Annotated in this window: 22 protein-coding genes; 13 read left to right on the forward strand and 9 right to left on the reverse strand. The window is 69.7% G+C overall.

The window, feature by feature from the left end:
• Nucleotides 1–6: 6 nt before the first annotated feature.
• Entirely contained in the window at nt 7–531 is a 525-nt protein-coding gene (locus C8D93_RS09550; protein WP_110264955.1) for a Smr/MutS family protein, read from the reverse strand.
• Between the two features lie 114 nt (nt 532–645).
• Between C8D93_RS09550 and surE the strand changes: the two genes are divergently transcribed.
• From surE to recJ, 8 genes are all read left to right on the forward strand, one after another.
• Complete coding sequence (gene surE / locus C8D93_RS09555; RefSeq protein WP_110264956.1) at nt 646–1,392, forward strand: 5'/3'-nucleotidase SurE; 747 nt, start codon at nt 646–648, stop codon at nt 1,390–1,392.
• Nucleotides 1,374–2,063 (forward strand): protein-L-isoaspartate(D-aspartate) O-methyltransferase, encoded by a 690-nt coding sequence (locus C8D93_RS09560; RefSeq protein ID WP_110264957.1) that lies wholly within the window; start codon nt 1,374–1,376, stop codon nt 2,061–2,063. Before surE ends, C8D93_RS09560 begins: the two co-directional genes overlap by 19 nt.
• Nucleotides 2,063–2,647 (forward strand): YqaA family protein, encoded by a 585-nt coding sequence (locus C8D93_RS09565; RefSeq protein ID WP_110264958.1) that lies wholly within the window; start codon nt 2,063–2,065, stop codon nt 2,645–2,647. The genes C8D93_RS09560 and C8D93_RS09565 overlap by 1 nt, the downstream gene beginning before the upstream one ends.
• Nucleotides 2,629–3,444: a peptidoglycan DD-metalloendopeptidase family protein gene (locus C8D93_RS09570; protein WP_110264959.1), complete on the forward strand. Its 816-nt coding sequence runs from the start codon at nt 2,629–2,631 to the stop codon at nt 3,442–3,444. The genes C8D93_RS09565 and C8D93_RS09570 overlap by 19 nt, the downstream gene beginning before the upstream one ends.
• Before the next feature lie 129 nt (nt 3,445–3,573).
• The gene (alaC, locus tag C8D93_RS09575) at nt 3,574–4,809 is read left to right on the forward strand and encodes an alanine transaminase (RefSeq protein ID WP_110265115.1); all 1,236 of its coding nucleotides are present in this window, start codon (nt 3,574–3,576) and stop codon (nt 4,807–4,809) included.
• Nucleotides 4,810–4,906: 97 nt separating this feature from the next.
• A complete protein-coding gene (locus tag C8D93_RS09580; RefSeq protein WP_110264960.1) occupies nt 4,907–6,217 on the forward strand; it encodes a homoserine dehydrogenase in 1,311 nt (436 codons plus the stop codon).
• A 4-nt stretch (nt 6,218–6,221) separates the two neighbouring features.
• Complete coding sequence (gene thrC / locus C8D93_RS09585; protein WP_110264961.1) at nt 6,222–7,349, forward strand: threonine synthase; 1,128 nt, start codon at nt 6,222–6,224, stop codon at nt 7,347–7,349.
• A complete protein-coding gene (gene recJ, locus C8D93_RS09590; protein WP_110264962.1) occupies nt 7,346–9,043 on the forward strand; it encodes a single-stranded-DNA-specific exonuclease RecJ in 1,698 nt (565 codons plus the stop codon). Before thrC ends, recJ begins: the two co-directional genes overlap by 4 nt.
• Nucleotides 9,044–9,058: 15 nt before the next feature.
• Here recJ and C8D93_RS09595 read toward each other — a convergent pair whose 3' ends face one another.
• The 6 genes from C8D93_RS09595 to C8D93_RS09620 form a co-directional block, all read right to left on the reverse strand.
• Nucleotides 9,059–9,604 (reverse strand): hypothetical protein, encoded by a 546-nt coding sequence (locus C8D93_RS09595; protein WP_146216561.1) that lies wholly within the window; start codon nt 9,602–9,604, stop codon nt 9,059–9,061.
• Between the two features lie 150 nt (nt 9,605–9,754).
• Complete coding sequence (locus C8D93_RS09600; protein WP_110264964.1) at nt 9,755–10,990, reverse strand: SufS family cysteine desulfurase; 1,236 nt, start codon at nt 10,988–10,990, stop codon at nt 9,755–9,757.
• A complete protein-coding gene (gene sufD / locus C8D93_RS09605) occupies nt 10,987–12,219 on the reverse strand; it encodes a Fe-S cluster assembly protein SufD (protein ID WP_110264965.1) in 1,233 nt (410 codons plus the stop codon). Before sufD ends, C8D93_RS09600 begins: the two co-directional genes overlap by 4 nt.
• On the reverse strand, nt 12,219–12,971 hold the full coding sequence (gene sufC / locus C8D93_RS09610; protein WP_110264966.1) for a Fe-S cluster assembly ATPase SufC: 753 nt from the start codon (nt 12,969–12,971) through the stop codon (nt 12,219–12,221). Before sufC ends, sufD begins: the two co-directional genes overlap by 1 nt.
• Nucleotides 12,972–13,110: 139 nt before the next feature.
• The gene (gene sufB, locus C8D93_RS09615) at nt 13,111–14,562 is read right to left on the reverse strand and encodes a Fe-S cluster assembly protein SufB (protein ID WP_110264967.1); all 1,452 of its coding nucleotides are present in this window, start codon (nt 14,560–14,562) and stop codon (nt 13,111–13,113) included.
• 3 nt (nt 14,563–14,565) lie between these two features.
• A complete protein-coding gene (locus tag C8D93_RS09620; RefSeq protein ID WP_110264968.1) occupies nt 14,566–15,045 on the reverse strand; it encodes an SUF system Fe-S cluster assembly regulator in 480 nt (159 codons plus the stop codon).
• Nucleotides 15,046–15,161: 116 nt separating this feature from the next.
• On the opposite strand from C8D93_RS09620, the gene C8D93_RS09625 reads away from it, so the two are divergent.
• Both C8D93_RS09625 and C8D93_RS09630 read left to right on the forward strand, forming a co-directional pair.
• Entirely contained in the window at nt 15,162–15,623 is a 462-nt protein-coding gene (locus C8D93_RS09625; RefSeq protein ID WP_110264969.1) for an acyl-CoA thioesterase, read from the forward strand.
• Nucleotides 15,620–15,895, forward strand: a complete 276-nt coding sequence (locus tag C8D93_RS09630; RefSeq protein ID WP_211307283.1) for an Rdx family protein — start codon at nt 15,620–15,622, stop codon at nt 15,893–15,895. Before C8D93_RS09625 ends, C8D93_RS09630 begins: the two co-directional genes overlap by 4 nt.
• Here the strand turns inward: C8D93_RS09630 and C8D93_RS09635 are convergent.
• Both C8D93_RS09635 and C8D93_RS09640 read right to left on the reverse strand, forming a co-directional pair.
• On the reverse strand, nt 15,828–16,319 hold the full coding sequence (locus C8D93_RS09635) for a DUF3293 domain-containing protein (RefSeq protein ID WP_110264971.1): 492 nt from the start codon (nt 16,317–16,319) through the stop codon (nt 15,828–15,830). The genes C8D93_RS09630 and C8D93_RS09635 overlap by 68 nt on opposite strands.
• Nucleotides 16,319–16,837 (reverse strand): alpha/beta hydrolase, encoded by a 519-nt coding sequence (locus tag C8D93_RS09640; RefSeq protein ID WP_110264972.1) that lies wholly within the window; start codon nt 16,835–16,837, stop codon nt 16,319–16,321. The genes C8D93_RS09635 and C8D93_RS09640 overlap by 1 nt, the downstream gene beginning before the upstream one ends.
• Nucleotides 16,838–16,864: 27 nt before the next feature.
• Here C8D93_RS09640 and C8D93_RS09645 point away from each other — a divergent pair, with 27 nt between their 5' ends.
• The 3 genes from C8D93_RS09645 to C8D93_RS09655 are packed head-to-tail and all read left to right on the forward strand — an operon-like array spanning nt 16,865 to nt 18,865.
• On the forward strand, nt 16,865–17,152 hold the full coding sequence (locus C8D93_RS09645; protein WP_110264973.1) for a hypothetical protein: 288 nt from the start codon (nt 16,865–16,867) through the stop codon (nt 17,150–17,152).
• A complete protein-coding gene (locus tag C8D93_RS09650; protein WP_110264974.1) occupies nt 17,149–17,445 on the forward strand; it encodes a hypothetical protein in 297 nt (98 codons plus the stop codon). The genes C8D93_RS09645 and C8D93_RS09650 overlap by 4 nt, the downstream gene beginning before the upstream one ends.
• A gap of 1 nt (nt 17,446) precedes the next feature.
• Nucleotides 17,447–18,865, forward strand: a complete 1,419-nt coding sequence (locus C8D93_RS09655) for an alpha/beta hydrolase family protein (protein WP_245903871.1) — start codon at nt 17,447–17,449, stop codon at nt 18,863–18,865.
• The last annotated feature ends 17 nt before the right edge of the window (nt 18,866–18,882 follow it).

Consider the following 18,882-nt stretch of genomic DNA (forward strand, 5'->3'; position numbering starts at 1 on the left):
AAGCCGTCAGCTGGCTCGCAGCAGGACGTAGACGGCGCCGGTGCCGCCATCGGCCGGGCGCGCACTGCAGTAGGCGAGCACGTCGCGCCGCCGCCTCAGCCAGCCGTCCAGCAAGCGCTTGAGCACCGGACCGCTGTTCGGCGATCCGTTGCCCTTGCCGTGGACGATGCGCACGCAGCGGCGGTCGCGTACCGCGCAGTCGGCCAGAAAGCCCGCCACCGCCTGCTGCGCCCGCGCGCGGTTCATGCCATGCAGGTCGAGGTTGCCGTCGAGGCGATAGTGGCCGCGCCGCAGCCGGCGCAGCACGCCGTCCTGCACCCCGGGGGCACGGTACTGCAGGGTTTCGCCATGTTCGAGCCATTCCGGGTCGGGTTCGGCGAGCAGGGAGTCGATCACCTCGCGATCGTCGGCGGCGCGCGAGCGCGCGATCGGCGGCGGTCGCGGCAGGCTGCGCCGGGCGACGCGTTCCGACGGTGCCAGCGGGCGCACGTCGCGCATGGCCTGCCGGAACAGTTCGGCGTCGTCGTCCATCGATAGCTCCTGTGCGGGGCGGCGCCATCCCGGGTGCGGATGGCCTGATCCCGGAGGCGAGTCCGGGCTGACGGGCATCGGGACTGGTAAACTTACACCAACCGATTCGCCCTCATGAAAATCCTTCTCTCGAACGACGACGGCTGTATGGCGCCGGGCTTGCTGTGCCTGCGGGACACGCTGCGCCAGGAGCACACCGTCACCGTCGTGGCCCCCGACCGCAATCGCAGCGGCGCCAGCAATTCGCTGACGCTGATGCACCCACTGCGCGTGCAGCACCATGCCGACGGCACGATGTGCGTCGACGGCACGCCGACCGACTGTGTCCATCTGGCGCTGTCGGGCCTGCTCGACGAACAGCCGGACATGGTCGTGTCCGGCATCAATGCCGGCGCCAACCTCGGCGACGACACGCTCTATTCGGGGACGGTCGCGGCGGCGATGGAAGGCCGTCATCTCGGCTACTCGGCGATCGCCGTATCGAACGTGTCGATCACGCCGCGGCACTACGACACCGCGGCCCGCGTCGCCCTGCGGCTGGTCGAGCGGCTGCAGGTCGCGCCGCTGGCCGGCGACACCATCCTCAATGTCAACGTGCCCGACGTGCCCTGGGACGAGCTGCAGGGTTTCGAGGTCACGCGCCTGGGCAACCGCCATCGTGCGGAGAAGGTGTTCGAATCCAGCGATCCGCGCGGTCGTCAGATCTACTGGATCGGCGCCGCCGGTTCGGAGGCGGACTGCGGGCCGGGCACCGATTTCCACGCCATCACGCGGCACCGCGTCGCCATCACCCCGCTGCTGGTCGACCTGACCCGCCATGCCACGCTGGAGCAGCTCGGCGAATGGGCGCAGGCCCTGTGAACGTGCCGCGTTCTCCCCGTGGGCTGAGCGCTTCGTCGGCGACGCCCAGCAGCGGCCAGCAGCGCCTGGTCGACGAGCTGCGCAGCCAGGGCGTCACCGACGAGCGCGTGCTCGCCGCGGTCGCCCGGGTGCCGCGCCACGAGTTCGTCGACGACGCGCTGAAGAACCGTGCCTACGAGAACAACGCGCTGCCCATCGGTCACGCGCAGACGATCTCGCAGCCGCTGGTGGTGGCGATGATGACGATGGCGCTGCTGCGCGGTCGCAAGCCGCAACGGGTGCTCGAGATCGGCACCGGCAGCGGCTACCAGACCGCGATCCTCGCCGAACTGGTGCCGACGGTCTTCACCGTCGAGCGCATCAAGCCGCTGTCCGAACTCGCACGGCGGCGGCTGGCCGGGCTGCACTACCGCAACGTGCACTTCGGCTACGCCGACGGTATCAACGGCTGGCTGCCGTATGCGCCGTACGACGGCATCGTCGTCACCGCGGGGACCGAGACCGTGCCGCCGGCACTGATCAGCCAGCTCTCGCCCAGCGGGCGTCTGGTGATCCCGGTCGGTCCGCAGGGCGCGCAGAGCCTGCGCCAGATCGACCGGCGCGGCGCCGGCGTCCGCGAGCAGGACCTGGGCCGCGTCAGCTTCGTGCCGTTGCTGCCGGGCAAGCATTGATGGGTCCTTTCGGCCGCCTGTACGACTGGATGATGCGGGCCTCGCGGCACCGTCACGCCAACTGGTACCTGGGTGCGGTGAGCGCGGCGGAGTCCTCGTTCTTCCCGATCCCGCCGGACGTGATGCTGGCGCCGATGACGCTGGCACGGCCACGCGATTGGGCGTTCCTGGCGCTGCTGACGACCGCGGCCTCGGTGCTCGGTGGCCTGCTCGGCTACGCGATCGGCCATTTCCTGCTCGACGCGGCGCTGCCGCTGATCGAGCGTCTGGGCTATCTGCCGGCCTACGTGAAGGTCGGCGCCTGGTTCGAGCGCTACGGCTTCTGGGCGGTGTTCGTCGCCGGCTTCACGCCGGTTCCGTACAAGATCTTCACGATCTCCGCGGGAGCGGCGCAGATGGGGTTGCTGCCGTTCGTGGTCGGTTCGCTGGTCGGGCGCGGCGGACGCTTCCTGCTGGTCGCCGGCCTGATCCGCATCGCCGGACCGCGCATCGAGCCGACCCTGCGACGCTACGTCGATGCGATCGGCTGGACGGTGCTGGTACTGCTCGCGGTAGGATTGCTCGCATGGCAAACCGTCCGTTGATTCGCGGCGCCTCGCTCGCCTGTGCGCTGTTGGTCGGCGGTTGCGCCGGCTGGTCGACCTGGGACGAGGAACGCACCGTCGTCGTGCCCGAGCGCGAGGTCGGCGCCGACGACTACATGGTCGTGAGCGGCGACACGATGTACTCGATCGCCTTTCGCCACCAGCTCGACTATCGCCAGCTCGCGCGCTGGAACGGGGTCGGCTCCGACTACCTGATTTTCCCCGGGCAGGTGCTGCGGCTCAAGCCGGCGCCGGGCACCGAGGTGGCGCGCGAGCGCTACGTCACCGGCGAGATCGAATCGGTCGGGATGGACGACGTCGCGATCGGCAAGCCGCGTGCGATCCAGCCGGGCAGTCCCGCGCCGCGGGTGCCGCCGGCGCCGGAAGAGCCGCCGCAGACGGCGGTCGGCGGCTACGCCTGGAGCTGGCCGACGGCCGGCACGGTGCTTCGCGGCTTCGGCAAGGACGGCAACCGCGGACTGGATCTGGCCGGAAACGACGGTCAGCCGATCCTCGCGGCGGCACCGGGGCGCGTGGTGTACAGCGGTAACGCGCTCAAGGGCTACGGCGAGCTGATCATCATCAAGCACGACGAGCTGTTCCTGTCGGCCTACGGCTACAACGCGCGCCGCCATGTGAAGGAAGGCGACGTCGTCACCGCCGGGCAGCCCATCGCGACGATGGGACGCGGCCCGGAGAACCGGCCGATGCTGCACTTCGAGATCCGCCGCAGCGGCAAGCCGGTGAATCCGGCCAACCTGCTGCCGGCCCACACGGTGTCGGCGAACGGCGGCTGACGGCCCTGCGCGCAAGCGCGCCTTTGCTTTGCAAGTCCGGGGCCGCGCGGGAATAATACCGGCCCTTTTGCGTCCGCCCGCCGCTGTCGGCTCCCTCCCGGAACTGCCGTGAACACCCCCGTCGTTCAGATCCCTGCCGTCCAAACGGATTTTCCGCGCATCCAGCGCCTGCCGCCCTATGTCTTCAACATCGTCGGCGATCTGAAGAAGGCTGCACGAGCCCGCGGCGAGGACATCATCGACTTCGGCATGGGCAACCCGGACCAGCCGGCGCCGCGGCACATCGTCGACAAGCTGGTCGAGGCGGCCGTCCGCGGAACCGAGTCGGAATACATCAAGCCCGAGCACGCCGACGAGGATGCGGTGCACACGCATCGCTACTCGGTGTCCAAGGGCGTGCCGCGACTGCGGCGCGCGATGGCGCGATGGTACAAGCAGCGCTATGCGGTCGATCTCGACCCCGAGTCCGAGGTGATCGCGACGATCGGCTCCAAGGAAGGGCTGGCGCATCTGGCGTTCGCGACCCTGGCGGCCGGCGACGTCGTGCTGGTGCCCAACCCCGCGTATCCGATCCATCCCTACGGCGTCGTGCTTGCCGGCGCGGACGTGCGCCACGTGCGCCTGACGCCGGACGTCGATTTCTTCGAGGAACTGCAGCGCGCGATCAAGGAGACCTGGCCCGCGCCGAAGATGCTGATCCTCAACTTCCCGGGAAATCCGACGACGCAGTGCATCGACATCGGATTCTTCGAGAAGGCCGTCGCGCTGTGCCGCGAGCACGGCATCTGGCTGATCCACGATCTGGCCTATGCGGACATCGTCTTCGACGGCTACAAGGCCCCTTCGGTGCTGCAGGTTCCGGGCGCCAAGGATGTCGCGGTCGAGTTCTTCACGCTGTCGAAGTCGTACAACATGCCGGGCTGGCGCGTCGGCTTCATGGCCGGCAACCCGACGCTGGTCGGGGCGCTGGCGCGCATCAAGTCCTACCTGGACTACGGCATGTTCACGCCGATCCAGGTGGCCGCGATCACGGCACTCGAGGGACCGCAGGACTGCGTCGGCGAGATTCGCGACATGTACCGGTCGCGCCGCGACGTGCTGTGCGAGGGCCTCAACGCCGCCGGCTGGAAGGTCGACAAGCCCAAGGCGACGATGTTCGTCTGGGCCGAGATTCCCGAGGCGTACCGGCATCTCGGCTCCCTGGAGTTCTCCAAGCGCCTGCTCGACGAGGCCAAGGTCGCCGTCTCGCCGGGCGTCGGCTTCGGCGAGTACGGCGACAGCCACGTCCGCTTCGCGCTGATCGAGAACGAGCATCGTACGCGCCAGGCCATCCGCGGCATCAAGCGGATGCTCAAGAACGCCTGAACGGCGGTTCCGGCCGGCCGCCTGCGGCTTCCCGGGGTCTGGAAAGCGCGAGCCGGATGACGGAACGCGGCCACTGACACAGGAAACGGATTCAAGCATGAGCGCTCCCGTACGAATCGGCGTCATCGGCCTGGGCACGGTCGGGCAGGGCGTCGTCCGTCTGCTGAAGAACAACGCCGCGGAGATCACGCGCCGCGTCGGCCGGCCGGTGGTCGTCACCGACGCCGCCACGCGTACGCCGGGTCGTGCGCGCGACTGCAACCTGGACGGCGTGCAGATGTGGGACGACGCCGGCCGGCTGGTGCGCGAAGCCGACGTCGACATCGTCGTCGAGCTGATCGGTGGGACCGGCGTTGCACGCGAACTGACGCTGGCGGCGATCGCGCGCGGCAAGCCGCTGGTGACCGCCAACAAGGCGCTGCTGGCCGAGGCCGGCAACGAGATCTTCGCCGCCGCCGCGGACGCCGACGGCGTGATCGGTTTCGAGGCCGCCGTCGCCGGCGGCATCCCGATCATCAAGGCGATCCGCGAGGGCCTGGCCGGCAACGTGATCGATGGCATCGCCGGCATCATCAACGGCACCTGCAACTACATCCTCACGCAGATGGCCCTGCGCGGGCAGTCCTTCACCGACGCCCTGGCCGATGCCCAACGCCTGGGCTACGCCGAGGCCGACCCGACCTTCGACGTCGAAGGCGTGGACGCCGCGCACAAGCTGGCGATCCTCGCTGCGCTGGCCTTCGGCATGCCCCTGGCCTTCGACGACATCGCCATCGAGGGCATCACGGCCGTCACGCCGCAGGACATCGAGATCGCCCAGGTCTTCGGTTACCGCATCAAGCTGCTCGGCATCGCCAAGCGCGGCGGCGACGGCGTCGAGCTGCGCGTGCACCCGACACTGATTCCCGACGACACGCTGCTGGCGAAGGTCGACGGTGTGCTCAATGCCGTCGTCGTGCACGGCAATGCGGTCGGCGAGGTCGGCTTCTACGGTCGCGGTGCCGGCGGCGATGCGACGGCGTCGGCGGTCGTCGCCGACATCCTCGATATCGCCCGCGCCCTGTCGGCGGAAGCGCGCCACTCGGTTCCGGCGCTGGCCTTCCAGCCGGACGCGCTGCGACCACTGCCGGTCATCTCGATCCGGGACGCGCAGAGCGCGTTCTACCTGCGCCTGCGCGTGGCCGACGAGCCGGGCGTGCTGTCGCAGATCACCGCCATCCTCGCGGCGCACGAGATCAGCGTCGAGGCGATCCTGCAGCGCGAGCCGCGCGGCGGCGAAGATGCGACGATCGCGCTGATCACCTCGGTGATCGCCGAGCATCGCTTCGGCGATGCGCTGGAGGAGATGCAGAAGCTGCCGTTCGTGCGCTCGGGCGCGATGCGCCTGCGCGTGGAGAAGTTCGACTGATCGCATGCCCATGACCCGCTATACCGGCCTCATCGATGCCTACCGTTCCCGGCTGCCGCTGGCGCCGGATGCCCGTGCGATCTCGCTGGGCGAGGGCCGCACGCCGCTGATCCGGCTGGAGCACATTCCGCGACAGATCGGTTTCGAAGGCGAGCTGTACGTCAAGTTCGAGGGGCTCAACCCCACCGGCTCGTTCAAGGACCGCGGCATGACCGTCGCGGTCACGCAGGCCGTGCACGAGGGTGCCCGCGCGGTCATCTGCGCCTCGACCGGCAACACCTCGGCGGCCGCGGCGGCGTATGCGGTGCGTGCCGGCATCACCGCGTTCGTGCTGATTCCTGACGGCAAAATCGCGCTGGGCAAGCTGGCGCAGGCGGTGGTCCACGGCGCCGTCGTGATCCAGATCCAGGGCAACTTCGACGACGGCATGCGCCTGGTCAAGCAGATCGGCGAAACGACGCCGGTGGCCATCGTCAATTCGATCAACCCCTACCGCCTGCAGGGGCAGAAGACCGCGGCCTTCGAGATCGTCGAGGCGCTTGGTCGCGCGCCGGACTATCACTGCCTGCCGGTCGGCAACGCCGGCAACATCTCGGCCTACTGGATGGGCTACAGCGAAATGAGCGGCGGGCACTCCGATGCATCCGCCGCCTTCGGCACGCCGCCGGCTTACGAGACGACGGCACTCGTCGATCGCCGGCCGGTGATGGCGGGCTATCAGGCCGCCGGCGCCGCGCCGTTCCTGCGCGGGGCCCCCGTCGCCGAGCCGGAGACGGTGGCCACGGCGATCCGCATCGGGCATCCGCAGTCCTGGGAGCTGGCCTGGGCGGCGCAGAAGGCGTCCGGCGGCTGGTTCGACGAATGCAGCGACGCCGAGATTCTCGCCACGCAGAAGCAGCTCGCGGCGACCGAGGGCGTGTTCTGCGAGCCGGCGTCCGCCGCGTCGCTGTGCGGCGCGCTGCGCGACATCCGCAGCGGCCGCATCGCCGCCGGCAGCACGGTGGTCTGCACCCTCACCGGCAACGGGCTGAAGGACCCGGACATCGTCATGAAGGATGGCCTGCAGGGGCTGATCCGCGTGCCGGCAGAGCGCGGCGCCGTCGAGCAGGCCCTGCTCGCGCACATGAAGTGACGCCGAGACTGCGCCGCCGGCCACCGGGCAACCCGGAGCTGTTGCCGGCGACGCTGCCGCCGGTCTTGCGCCGGATATTCGCGGCGCGCGGCATCGGTGAGGACTCGCTGAGTCTGGACGTTGCCGGCTTGCTGCCGCCGGACTCGCTGACGGGCGCAGCCGAAGCGGCGGTGCTGCTCGCCGATGCCCTCGAGGCCGGCGCGCCCATCGTCATCAGCGGCGACTACGATGCCGACGGCGCCACCGGTACGGCACTCGCGGTGCTCGGTCTGCGCGCGCTGGGTGCGGCGCAGGTGCACTACGTCGTACCGGATCGCTTTCGCATGGGCTACGGCCTGTCGCCGGCGCTGGCCGATGCCGCCGCGGCCACCGGCGCACGGCTGCTGGTGACCGTCGACAGCGGCATCAGCAGCGTCGCCGGCGTCGCCCGGGCACAGGCGCATGGCCTGCGCGTGATCGTGACCGACCACCATCTGCCCGGGGCCGAGCTGCCGTCCGCCGACGTCATCGTCAATCCGAACCAGGCCGGCTGCCGGTTCGCGTCCAGGCATCTGGCCGGCGTCGGCGTCATGTTCTACGTGCTGCTGGCCCTGCGCGCGGAGCTGCGCGCGCGCGGACGATTCGGCGACGACGGCGGTCCGAGACTTTCGAGCCTGCTAGATCTCGTCGCGGTGGGCACGGTGGCCGATGTCGTGCGTCTGGACCGCAACAACCGCATTCTCGTGGAACACGGTCTGCGCCGGCTGCGCGCCGGCCACGCGCGACCGGGGCTGCTCGCGCTGCTGCAGGTTGCGGGGCGCGAGCCGACCTGGCTCACGGCACAAGATCTCGGCTTCGTGCTCGGCCCGCGCATCAACGCGGCGGGTCGCCTCGACGATATCCGCACCGGCATCGAGTGCCTGCTCGCGGAGGATGCCGGGCAGGCCCTGCGGCTCGCGCGCGAGCTGGACCAGTACAACCGCAGCCGCCGCGATATCGAGGCGCAGATGCGCGAGGACGCGGCTGCGCTGCTGGTCGACGACGAGGCCGTGGGCATCTGCCTGTTCCGCGAGGATTGGCATGAGGGCGTCGTCGGCATCGTTGCCGGCCGGGTGAAGCAGCAGCGCCATCGGCCGGTGATCGCGTTCGCCCCCGCTCAGGAAGGCGAGCTGCTCAAGGGTTCGGGGCGCTCGATTCCCGGTCTGCATCTGCGGGATGTGCTCGCCGCCATCGACGCCGGTGCGCCGGGCCTGATCGAGCGCTTCGGCGGTCACGCGATGGCCGCGGGGCTCAGTCTCAGGCCGGGGGCACTCGACGCCTTCCGTAGCGCGTTCGACGCGCAGTGCCGTGGAACGCTGGACGCCGCCGCACTCGAACACTGCCTGGAAACCGACGGCGAGCTGGCGACGGACGAACTGACGCTGGAGACGGCGCGCATGCTCGAGACGTCGGGGCCATGGGGGCAGGGATGTCCGGAGCCGCTGTTCGAGGGCTGTTTCGACGTGCTCGACGCGCGCCCGGTAGGCGCCGACGGTGCGCACATCAAGTACCGCCTGCGCCATGCCGGAACGGTGCACGACGCGATCGACTTCAACGGAGTGGAGCGCCTGGCACGCCGAGGGTCGGCGGTCCGGATCGCCTATTCGCTGGCCGTCAACCGCTGGCAGGGCAGCGAGCGCCTGGACCTGCGCATCGTGGCACTCGAACCGGCCTGAAAAGCGATCGGCGCGTCAGGGGTGGTAGTAGCCGGCGACGGCGTGATACAGCTCGTGGCCCAGCAGCGAGGCGATGAAGTCGTCCGGGCGCTCGCGCTCGGTGATGGTCGCCTGGTCGAGCATGATCACCGCCGAACCGGGCCAGTAGCAGGACACGCCGGTGGGGCAGTCGCCGTCGTTGTCGATCCACACCGTCTGGCCGAAGAAGGCTTTCCAGCTCGTCACGTAGGGCTCGGCCTCGCCGGACAGGCATTGCTGCATCGATGCGCCGATATGGGTCATTGCCGAGATCGCCGGATCGAGCCAGTACAGCAGCAACTCCACGGCGTTCAGGCGCGGCGCGAAGATGACGCAGGTGCCGTTCACGAGGGCGGGCGCAGCCGGACTGGCATCGACGAGCTCGACGTCGAGGCCGCGAAGCTTGGCGTCGGCGCTCGCCGCCGGATCGGTGCCGCCGCTCTCGGTGCAGCCCGTCACGACGAGCAGCAGACCGAGCGTCACGAGCCTGCGCAGGCCGGTGACCGCCGCGCGAGCGGCCGGGGGGAATACGTCTGATGTCATGGGATGGCAACAGCAACTTCGATGCCATCCAGCCTAACCACGGCGTGCGTCGATTTTGCGACGCGGCCGACCGACGCCGTCGACGGCGGCCCCGGCGGTCGTGACCGCCAAGGATGTGGGTATGAACGGTTGCGGCCTGCGGACCGGCGGTCAGTCGAAGAGTCGTGCCACGGTCTTCAGCGCATCGACGAGCTGGTCGATGTCCTCGCGGTCGTTGTACATCGCGATCGACGCGCGCGCCGTCGCCGGAACGTCGAAGCGTCTCATCAACGGCATCGTGCAGTGGTGGCCGGTGCGGATCGCGACGCCGGCCTGATCGAGGATGCTGCCGATGTCGTGGGCATGCGCCTGCGCCATCACGAACGACAGGATGCCGCCCTTGTCGGGCGCCGTGCCGATCAGACGCAGTCCGGGAACGGTAGGCATGCGCGCCGTCGCGTACTCCAGCAGCGCATGTTCGTGTGCGGCCACGGCTTCGAGACCGACGCCAGCCAGGTAGTCGAGTGCGGCGGCGGCGCCGATGGCGCCGGCGATGTCCGGCGTGCCGGCCTCGAACTTGTACGGCACCTCGTTCCAGGTGCTGCCGTCGAAGGCGACCGTCTCGATCATGTCGCCGCCGCCGTCGCGCGGGGCCATGCCTTCCAGCAGCTCGCGGCGGGCGTACAGGAAGCCGAAGCCGGTAGGTCCGTAGAACTTGTGCGCCGAAGCGGTGTAGAAGTCGGCGCCAAGCGCCCGCATGTCCAGCGGCACGTGCGCCAGCGCCTGGGCGCCGTCGACCAGCACCGGAATGCCGCGCGCATGCGCGGCCTCGATCATCTCCGCGACCGGATTGACCGTGCCCAGCGAGTTGGAGACGTGAACGACGGCGACCAGCCGCGTGCGCGGACCGAGCATCGCGCGCCAGGCATCGAGGTCGAGCGAGCCGTCGTCGCGGACCGGTGCCGCCACGGTCTTCGCGCCGGCGAGCTGCCACGGCACGATGTTGGAGTGATGCTCCATCGTCGTCAGCAGCACCTCGTCGGCGGCCTTCAGTCGCGGCGCGAGATAGCTGCGCGCGACCAGGTTGATCGCGTCGGTCGTGCCGCGCGTGAACACGATCTCTTCGCGGTCGGCGTTCATCCACGCGGCGATGCGGTCGCGCGCCGCCTCGTAGGCGGCCGTCGCCCGAGCGGCGAGTTCGTGCACGGCCCGGTGCACGTTGGCGTTGCGATGGCGGTAGTAGTCGTCGAGCGCGCGCAGCACGGCTTCCGGCTTCTGCGTCGTCGCCGCATTGTCGAGATAGGCCAGGCGCTTGCCGTGGATGATCTCGCCGAGAATCGGGAAATCGGCGCGCACGCGTGCGCTGTCGAAGCCGGGGGATGTCGTCGAGGCTGCCGGTGCCGTCATGCCAGCACCTCCGGGTCGATCTCGTTGCCGATGCGTTCGAGCAGGCGCGCGACGACGGCCTTGCGCAACTCGGCAGGCTCCAGGTGCTGGAGCACCGCCTCGGCGAAGCCGTGGATCAGCAGCGCTCGCGCCGTGGCCTCGTCGACCCCGCGCGAGCGCAGGTAGAACAGGGCCGCAGGGTCGAGCCGGCCGAAGGTCGCGCCATGCGCACACTTGACGTCGTCGGCGTAGATCTCGAGTTCGGGCTTGGCGTTGATGCGCGCGCGCGGCGACAGCAGCAGGTTGGCGATGCGCTGTTCCGAGTCGGTCTTCTGTGCGCCGGGACGCACGACGACCTTGCCGTTGAAGATACCCTGCGCACGGTCCCACGCCAGGCCCCTGAACCACTGGCGGCTGCGCCCATGCGCGGCGGCGTGTTCGGTGAGGAACTGGCTGTCGACATGGGTGCGTCCGACCGGCGCCATCAGGCCGCGCAACACCACGTCGGCGCCGGGCCCCAGCAGGCGCGGGCGCCAGTCATTGCGGACGATGCCACCGCCGAGATCGACCTGGGTCATGTCGAGCGACGCGTCGCCGTGGACGGCAGCGCGCGCCTCGAACCAGCCGCGCGTGCCGGCACTCTCGTCCTGAAGGCGGACGAGTCGCAGCCGCGCGCCGCGCGCCAGCTCGATATCGAGCAGGTGCGTGCTCCAGCGCGGCGCGTCTCCGCGCCCGAGTTCGTGCACGACCACGGTGGCGCTCGCGCCTTCGCCGAGCACGATGCGATGTCGCAGATGCACCATCTCGCCGTCGCCCTGCGGCTCGGTCACGAACAGCGCGTGCAATGGCGCGTCGAGGCTGGCGCCGTCGTCGAGGAGCAGGTCGATTCCGGGCAGCGCGAACGCCGCATTGAGATTAGCCAGACCGTCGTGCGCGTGCTCGCCCGAGGGCGTCTCGACGGGACCGGCTTGCGCATCGACATCCGGCGCACGGCCGTTGACCCAGCAGCGCGTGTGCATGCCCGGGAATTGCGGCAGCGGCGTCTCGGGCCGGCCGCGGACGCTCGGCGCGGCCACCGCTTCGGCGCCGAGCGGGCTCAGGTCGGTGTACTTCCAGGCCTCCAGTCCCTTGCCGGGCAGGCCGGTGTCGAGGAAGCGCTGCAACGCGGCGCGGCGCGGCGCGATCGTCGCGGCCGGCAGCGTCTCGGAGAACCGGGCGAAGGCCGATTCGTAGGCGTCGCGGTTGAGCATCAGGCCGCCCGCTGTTCCGAGAGCCAGCCGTAGCCCTTTTCTTCCAGCTCGTGCGCGAGCTCGGGGCCTCCGGATTTGATGATGCGTCCGCCGCTCAGCACGTGCACCTTGTCCGGCTGCACGTAGTCCAGCAGCCGCTGGTAGTGGGTGACCAGCAGCGTCGCGCGCTCGGGCGAACGCAGCGCGTTGATGCCTTCCGCGACGATCTTCAGCGCGTCGATGTCGAGCCCGGAGTCGGTTTCGTCGAGGACCATCAGCCTGGGTTCGAGCACGAGCATCTGCAGGATCTCGTTGCGCTTCTTCTCGCCGCCCGAGAAGCCCTCGTTGACGCCGCGCGACAGCATCGCCGGGTCCATCTTCATCTGCTTGACGCGGTGCCGGACCCAGGCCAGGAAGTCGCCCGCCTCGAGCTCCGGCTCGCCGCGCGTCTTGCGCTGGGCGTTGAGGGCCGACTTCAGAAACACCATGTTGCTGACGCCGGGAATCTCGACCGGGTACTGGAAACCGAGAAAGACGCCGGCGGCGGCCCGCTGTTCGGGGGACATGTCGAGCAGGTCCTGTCCGAGCAGCCGCACGCGGCCTTCGGTGACGGTGTAGTCCTCGCTGCCGGCGAGAATCTTCGACAGGGTGGATTTGCCGGAGCCGTTCGGCCCCATGACGGCGTGGACTTCGCCGGCATTCACCGTGAGGTCCAGGCCCTTGAGAATGTCGGTCTCGCCGACGCGGGCATGGAGGTTGTTGATTTCAAGCATGGCTGACTCGGTTGGCTAGCTTATTGGTGTCGCAACGCCGTCGGTGGCGTGAACTCGCGTCCGCGGTCCGGCTTGCGACCCGGACCCGTGGGTCTGCCATCGACGATCGCCGTTGCGGGCGACCGGCGACGGCCGCGGCTCATCCGACGGCGCCCTCGAGCGAGATCTGCAGCAGCTTCTGCGCCTCGACGGCAAACTCCATCGGCAGTTCCTTGAACACCTGCTTGCAGAAGCCGTTCACGATCATCGAGACGGCGTCCTCTTCGCCGATGCCGCGCGAGCGGGCGTAGAACAGCTGGTCGTCGCTGATCTTCGACGTCGTCGCCTCGTGTTCGAGGATGGCCGTCGGATTGCGGATTTCCGTGTACGGAAAGGTATGGGCGCCGCACTGGTCGCCGATCAGCAGCGAGTCGCACTGCGTGTAGTTGCGCGCGTTCTCCGCGGATTCGAGCACGCGCACCAGACCGCGATAGGACTGCTGGCCGCGGCCGGCGGAGATGCCCTTGGAGACGATCGTCGAGCGCGTGTTCCTGCCGACGTGGATCATCTTGGTGCCGGTATCGGCCTGCTGGTGATGATGGGTCAGCGCCACCGAGTAGAACTCGCCGACCGAGTCGTCGCCGCGCAGGATGCAACTCGGGTACTTCCAGGTGACGGCCGAGCCGGTTTCCACCTGCGTCCACGAGATCTTGCTGCGCGCGCCGCGGCAATCGCCGCGCTTGGTGACGAAGTTGTAGATGCCGCCGCGGCCCTGCTCGTCGCCCGGATACCAGTTCTGCACCGTCGAGTACTTGATCTGCGCGTCGTCGAGCGCGACCAGCTCGACGACCGCGGCGTGCAGCTGGTTCTCGTCGCGCTGCGGGGCGGTGCAGCCCTCGAGGTAGGAGACGTGGCTGCCTTCCTCGGCGACGATCAGCGTGCGCTCGAACTGACCCGTGTTGCGCTCGTTGATGCGGAAGTAGGTCGACAGCTCCATCGGGCAGCGCACGCCCCTGGGGATGTAGACGAAGGAGCCGTCGGTGAACACCGCGGAGTTGAGCGCCGCGTAGAAGTTGTCGCCGAACGGTACGACGGTGCCCAGATACTTGCGCACCAGCTCGGGATGTTCCTGCACGGCCTCGCTGATCGAGCAGAAGATCACGCCGGCCTCGGCGAGCTTCTTCTTGAACGTCGTGCCGACCGAAACCGAGTCGAACACCACGTCGACGGCCACGCCGGCCAGCATCTCCTGCTCCTTGAGCGGGATGCCGAGCTTGGTATAGGTCTCCAGCAGCTTGGGGTCGACCTCGTCGAGCGACTTCGGCCGGTCCTTCATCGACTTCGGCGCCGAGTAGTACGAAATGCCCTGGTAGTCGATCTTCGGGTAGTGCACGTGCGCCCACGTCGGCTCGCGCATCGTCAGCCAGCGGCGGTAGGCCTTGAGGCGGAAGTCGAGCATCCACTGCGGCTCGTTCTTGCGCGCCGACAGTGCGCGGATGACGTCCTCGTTGAGGCCGGGGGGGAGCGTCTCGGCGTCGATCTCGGTGATGAAGCCGGCGCTGTACGGACGGTTGCGGACCAGCGCCTCGATGTCCTGCGTGTTCGTCGACATGGCTTATGCGGGGTTCTGCGGGGAGGCCAGCGCTTGCGGCCGGTGGAAGGTCAGCGGGAACTCGCCGTCGCGCGCGGCAGGCGGCGGGGCCGCCATCTGCGCCAGGCTCACGGCTTCCAGGGCCTGGCGGATCGCGACGTTGATCAGGCGCCAGTTCGCGCGCGTGCTGCAGCCGGATTCCAGCGTGCAGCCGCCGGGGTGGGTGGCGCACTCGGTGACGCCGATCGGTCCTTCCAGCGCGGCGATGATGTCGGCGACGCTGATGTGCTCCGGCGCGCGCGCGAGGCGGTAGCCGCCATGGGCGCCGCGCAGGGACTGCAGCAGGCCGCCGCGTGCCAGCGACTTCAGCAGCTTGGCGACGGTGGGCGCCGGCAGGCGGCTGCGCTCGGCGAGTTCCAGGCCGCTGTGCAGGCGCTGCGGCTCGCGGGCGACGAGCGTCATCAGCACCGTGGCGTAGTCGGCAAGTTTGCTGAGCTTGAGCATCAAAGAAGACCGATTCAGTACGATATGAATTCTACGCGCCGCCGCCGGCCGCTCGCAATGTCGGTGCAACGGGATTCGCTAAGCTGCGGACTTCCACGCAAGCCCGATGACTGCCCATGACGCCTGACGATGCCGCGCGCGCCTTCGACTGGGACGTCGAGCGTCCGCACCTGGATGCGGTCACGGTCGGCGCCGAGCACCTCGACCGTTTCGGTCATACCAACAACGTGGTCTACCTCGCCTGGCTGGAGCGGGTGGCGTGGAGCCACTCGGTCAGCCTGGGCCTCGATTTCGAGGCCTACGAGCGCATCGGCGCCGGCTGCGTCGCGCGTCGTCACGAGCTCGACTACTTGGCGCCGACCTTCGGTGGCGACCGCCTGTGGCTGGCGACCTGGGTGCACGAGAACGACTTTCGCCTGTCGATGTGGCGTCGCTACCAGATCGTGCGAGAGGGGGACGGCAAGACCGTGCTGCGCGGAGCGACGCAATGGGTCTGCGTGGACATGGCCAGCGGTCGCCCGCGACGGATGCCGGCCGAGTTCCGGGCGTACGAGCCGTGGCCGGAAAAGCGGCGATGAACCGCGTCGTCATCGGCTACTGCCCGAAGTGCCGCTGGCTGCTGAGGGCCGCATGGCTTGCGCAGGAGCTGCTCTCCACGTTTGAGGATGAGCTCGAAGAAGTGGCGCTAAGCAAGCGAAGTGCAGGGGTTTTCCTCGTCGAGCTGAATGGCGAGGTCATCGCCGACCGCAAGCGCGACGGTGGCTTCCCGGAGCTGCCGGCACTCAAGCGGCTGGTCCGCGACCGGATTGCGCCGGGCCGCGATCTCGGACATCTCGATCGGCAGGGCTGAGCGCCACGCGGGTCCACACCAGGCGCGGCGGCGCGCCGGGCGCGCCGAATACCCAGGCGGTCTGCCCGAAACGGCGCGCGAACTGCTGGACCACGGACGGCGCGACGTCGAACAGGCACAGGCCCGGCTCCCGCCAGCGACCGTCGACGGCGCTGTTCGACGCCGGCAAAGCCCGCCAGCCGCGATGGCGGACCAGCTCGCGCAGCCGTCGCAGTCGCTGCGCGTTGAGCGCGGCGGGCCAGCGTCGCGAGCCCGGATTGCATGGTGTGAGCAAGCACCAGTGCGAGCGGCAGCCGGCGCGTCGCAGCACCTCGTCCGCTTCGGCATCGACACGCCCGATCGCAAGGTCGAGTCGCCGGCGACCGATGCTCACCGTGTAGCGCGCCGACCTATAGGCGTGCTCGAGCGCGGGCGAGGCACGCATCAGTCGGCGCGCACACGATCCAGCAGGCCGGCGAACAGCATGGCGATCAGCTCGATGCGCGCGTTGAGCGTGTGTTCGGCGTCGATCAGGTGCAGCTCGGCGCGATGGCGCTGGGCGAAGCGCAGGCTGCGTTCGGGGGGAACGACGTCGTCGTGCCAGCCGTGGACGATGCAGCTCAGCGGCGGGATGCCCTGCGGTTCGGCGTCCCAGCCGGGGAAGTAGAGCGCCGGGGCCATCAGGAACAGCGCCTGCGGCTGCAGCGTCGCGCAGGCCATCGCCGAGACGTAGCCGCCCATGCTCGATCCGGCGAGCACCAGGCGCCGGGCGCGCGGGCGCAACGCCAGCAGCATCGCGACGCGCTCGTCGGGGTCCTGCGTCTGTCTATAATCGGGGCTCATCACCTCGAAGCCCGATCGCCGTGCAAGCTCCGCGAGCCGCGTGATCTTCAGGCCCCAGGGGCCGCTTTCCTTGCCGTGGGCAAAGCAGACGAGGTCGCCAGTGGCTGCGGACGCATTCATGAGACAGGCGCTACCAGGAACGGACGCATGATACGCAAGGCCGCGCAATCGAAGCCGCGTCGCCCCGCCACACGGCGCCGGCAGGCGGAGCCGCTCGAAGTGGACCTGACGGTGAGCTTCCGCTTCGGCAGCGAGCCCGAGGACCGCATCACGCCGATCGACGGCCGCCGGCTGCCGATGGTGAATTCCGTGTTCCAGAACCGCGACCGCATCCTGCGGGCCTTCGTCGGGCTGATGTTCAAGGCCGGGCTGTCGAGTCCGCGGGTCGTCGGTCACCTGTTGCCGGCCGCAGGCGCCAAGCGGCGCGGCGCATGAAGGGCCTGCAGATCTTCAACGCCGTGGTGCTCGCGCTGTGTGTCACCTTCGCGGTGACGCTGGGCGTCGTTGCGTTGATCTACGCGGTCTATCTGGACGTCTCGCCGCGGATGCGCGCCGAGTGGCCGACGGTAGCCGTGGTGACGGGCGTCTTCTGGGTGCTGAGCGCCATCACCGGCCTGGCGTTCTGGGCGCAGCGCCGGACACTGGCGTGGCGCTGGCCCGCGCAGCTGCTCAGCGCCGGCGCGCTGGCGCTGGGCGCCTTCACGCTGATGAACGTCCTGAGGGACTGACATGACGACCGTGCACCTGCCGCCGCCGCGGCCCCGCGAATGGCTGGCGCTGCTGCCGGTCGCCACCGGCCTGTACTGGCTGCTGGCCGATGCCGGTGGGCTCTGGCTGCTGCTGGCGCTGCTGCCCGGGCTGCTGCTGATCGGAGGCGGCGTCGCCCTGCTGCTGTTGCCCGGCGATGCACGCACGCTCGGACCGATGGCCCTGGGCGCCGCACTCGGCGCGCTGCTGACGCCGCTGGCGTGGTGGGTTGCGGGCCTCGCCGACGCGTTCTGGCTGTTGCTGCTGTCGATCGGCACCTTTCTCGTGGCCGGGCGACTGAGCCTGTTGCGCGCGGCCCAGTACGACGGCATGCCCGAGCCGGAACGTTCGACGCGGATGGACGCCAAGGTCGCGCTCGACGAACTGGTCCTCGGCTACTTCGTCGGCGCGGCGTCGCTGCCCAGCGGCGCGCTGGCAGCGCGCAACTGCGAGGATGCCGCGCGCCTGGAGAGCGCGATCGCCGAGCACGGCTGGGACGAGGACCCGAGCCGCCTGCATCCGGCGCCGCAGGCGCCGGAAGACACGCAGGTCGAACGGGCGCGGCTGTGGGGAATCGACTACGAGATCCTGCGGTTCGAATCCGGCTTCCAGCCGCCGGCGCCGCTACCGGGCGACGACCGCTGGCTGCGCGGCGAGGCCAACCGGCACTGCCACGTGCGCCTGCTGCGCCATCCCGGGCCGCCACGGCCGTGGCTGCTGTGCATCCACGGCTATCGCATGGGGCCGGCCTGGATGGACCTGAGCCTGTTCGCGCCGCAGTGGCTGCACCAGCGCATGGGCCTGAACATGATCCAGCCGGTGCTGCCGCTGCACGGGCCGCGCAGCGTCGGCGCCAAGTCCGGCGACCAGTTCCTCGATGGTGACCTGACCGACCTGCTGCACGCCGAGATGCAGACCCTCTGGGACCTGCGGCGCACGCTGGCGTGGCTGCGGCGTCACGAACCGGAGGCGCGCGTCGGCGTGCTCGGCTTTTCGCTCGGCGGCTACAACACGGCGCTGCTCTCCGGCTACGAATCGGACCTGGACTTCGTGATCGCCGGCATCCCCGTGGTCGATCTCGCCTCGGCCCTGTGGCGGGCCTTGTCGCCGGCGCACCTGCGCTACTTCGCCGCCCGCGGGCTGGACGAGACGCGCTACCGCCGGCTGCTGGCACCGGTGTCGCCGCTGTCGCGGCCGCCGCTGCAGCCCGTCGAGCGCCGCCACATCTTCGCTGCGACCGGCGATCGCATCGTGCATCCCGAGCATCCGCTGGCGCTGGCCGAGCACTGGCAGGTGCCGGTCACCTGGTACCAGGGCTCGCATCTGTCGGTGCGTCGCGAGCGCACGATGCGCGAGGCGGTGCGCAAGGCGGTCGACGGTGCCGGCTGGGCGCTGCGCTAAACTCCGTCCCCGGCCTC

Source organism: Sinimarinibacterium flocculans, from assembly GCF_003201205.1.
GTDB classification, from domain to species: domain Bacteria; phylum Pseudomonadota; class Gammaproteobacteria; order Nevskiales; family Nevskiaceae; genus Solimonas; species Solimonas flocculans.

Excerpts from the sequence above, each read along its gene's own strand:
- C8D93_RS09550 (WP_110264955.1), bottom strand. The coding sequence starts at position 531 with ATGGACGACGACGCCGAACTGTTCCGGCAGGCCATGCGCGACGTGCGC.
- surE (WP_110264956.1), top strand. The coding sequence starts at position 646 with ATGAAAATCCTTCTCTCGAACGACGACGGCTGTATGGCGCCGGGCTTG.
- C8D93_RS09560 (WP_110264957.1), top strand. The coding sequence starts at position 1,374 with ATGGGCGCAGGCCCTGTGAACGTGCCGCGTTCTCCCCGTGGGCTGAGC.
- C8D93_RS09565 (WP_110264958.1), top strand. The coding sequence starts at position 2,063 with ATGGGTCCTTTCGGCCGCCTGTACGACTGGATGATGCGGGCCTCGCGG.
- C8D93_RS09570 (WP_110264959.1), top strand. The coding sequence starts at position 2,629 with ATGGCAAACCGTCCGTTGATTCGCGGCGCCTCGCTCGCCTGTGCGCTG.
- C8D93_RS09580 (WP_110264960.1), top strand. The coding sequence starts at position 4,907 with ATGAGCGCTCCCGTACGAATCGGCGTCATCGGCCTGGGCACGGTCGGG.
- thrC (WP_110264961.1), top strand. The coding sequence starts at position 6,222 with ATGCCCATGACCCGCTATACCGGCCTCATCGATGCCTACCGTTCCCGG.
- C8D93_RS09595 (WP_146216561.1), bottom strand. The coding sequence starts at position 9,604 with ATGACATCAGACGTATTCCCCCCGGCCGCTCGCGCGGCGGTCACCGGC.
- C8D93_RS09600 (WP_110264964.1), bottom strand. The coding sequence starts at position 10,990 with ATGACGGCACCGGCAGCCTCGACGACATCCCCCGGCTTCGACAGCGCA.
- sufD (WP_110264965.1), bottom strand. The coding sequence starts at position 12,219 with ATGCTCAACCGCGACGCCTACGAATCGGCCTTCGCCCGGTTCTCCGAG.
- sufC (WP_110264966.1), bottom strand. The coding sequence starts at position 12,971 with ATGCTTGAAATCAACAACCTCCATGCCCGCGTCGGCGAGACCGACATT.
- sufB (WP_110264967.1), bottom strand. The coding sequence starts at position 14,562 with ATGTCGACGAACACGCAGGACATCGAGGCGCTGGTCCGCAACCGTCCG.
- C8D93_RS09620 (WP_110264968.1), bottom strand. The coding sequence starts at position 15,045 with ATGCTCAAGCTCAGCAAACTTGCCGACTACGCCACGGTGCTGATGACG.
- C8D93_RS09625 (WP_110264969.1), top strand. The coding sequence starts at position 15,162 with ATGACGCCTGACGATGCCGCGCGCGCCTTCGACTGGGACGTCGAGCGT.
- C8D93_RS09630 (WP_211307283.1), top strand. The coding sequence starts at position 15,620 with ATGAACCGCGTCGTCATCGGCTACTGCCCGAAGTGCCGCTGGCTGCTG.
- C8D93_RS09635 (WP_110264971.1), bottom strand. The coding sequence starts at position 16,319 with ATGCGTGCCTCGCCCGCGCTCGAGCACGCCTATAGGTCGGCGCGCTAC.
- C8D93_RS09640 (WP_110264972.1), bottom strand. The coding sequence starts at position 16,837 with ATGAATGCGTCCGCAGCCACTGGCGACCTCGTCTGCTTTGCCCACGGC.
- C8D93_RS09645 (WP_110264973.1), top strand. The coding sequence starts at position 16,865 with ATGATACGCAAGGCCGCGCAATCGAAGCCGCGTCGCCCCGCCACACGG.
- C8D93_RS09650 (WP_110264974.1), top strand. The coding sequence starts at position 17,149 with ATGAAGGGCCTGCAGATCTTCAACGCCGTGGTGCTCGCGCTGTGTGTC.
- C8D93_RS09655 (WP_245903871.1), top strand. The coding sequence starts at position 17,447 with ATGACGACCGTGCACCTGCCGCCGCCGCGGCCCCGCGAATGGCTGGCG.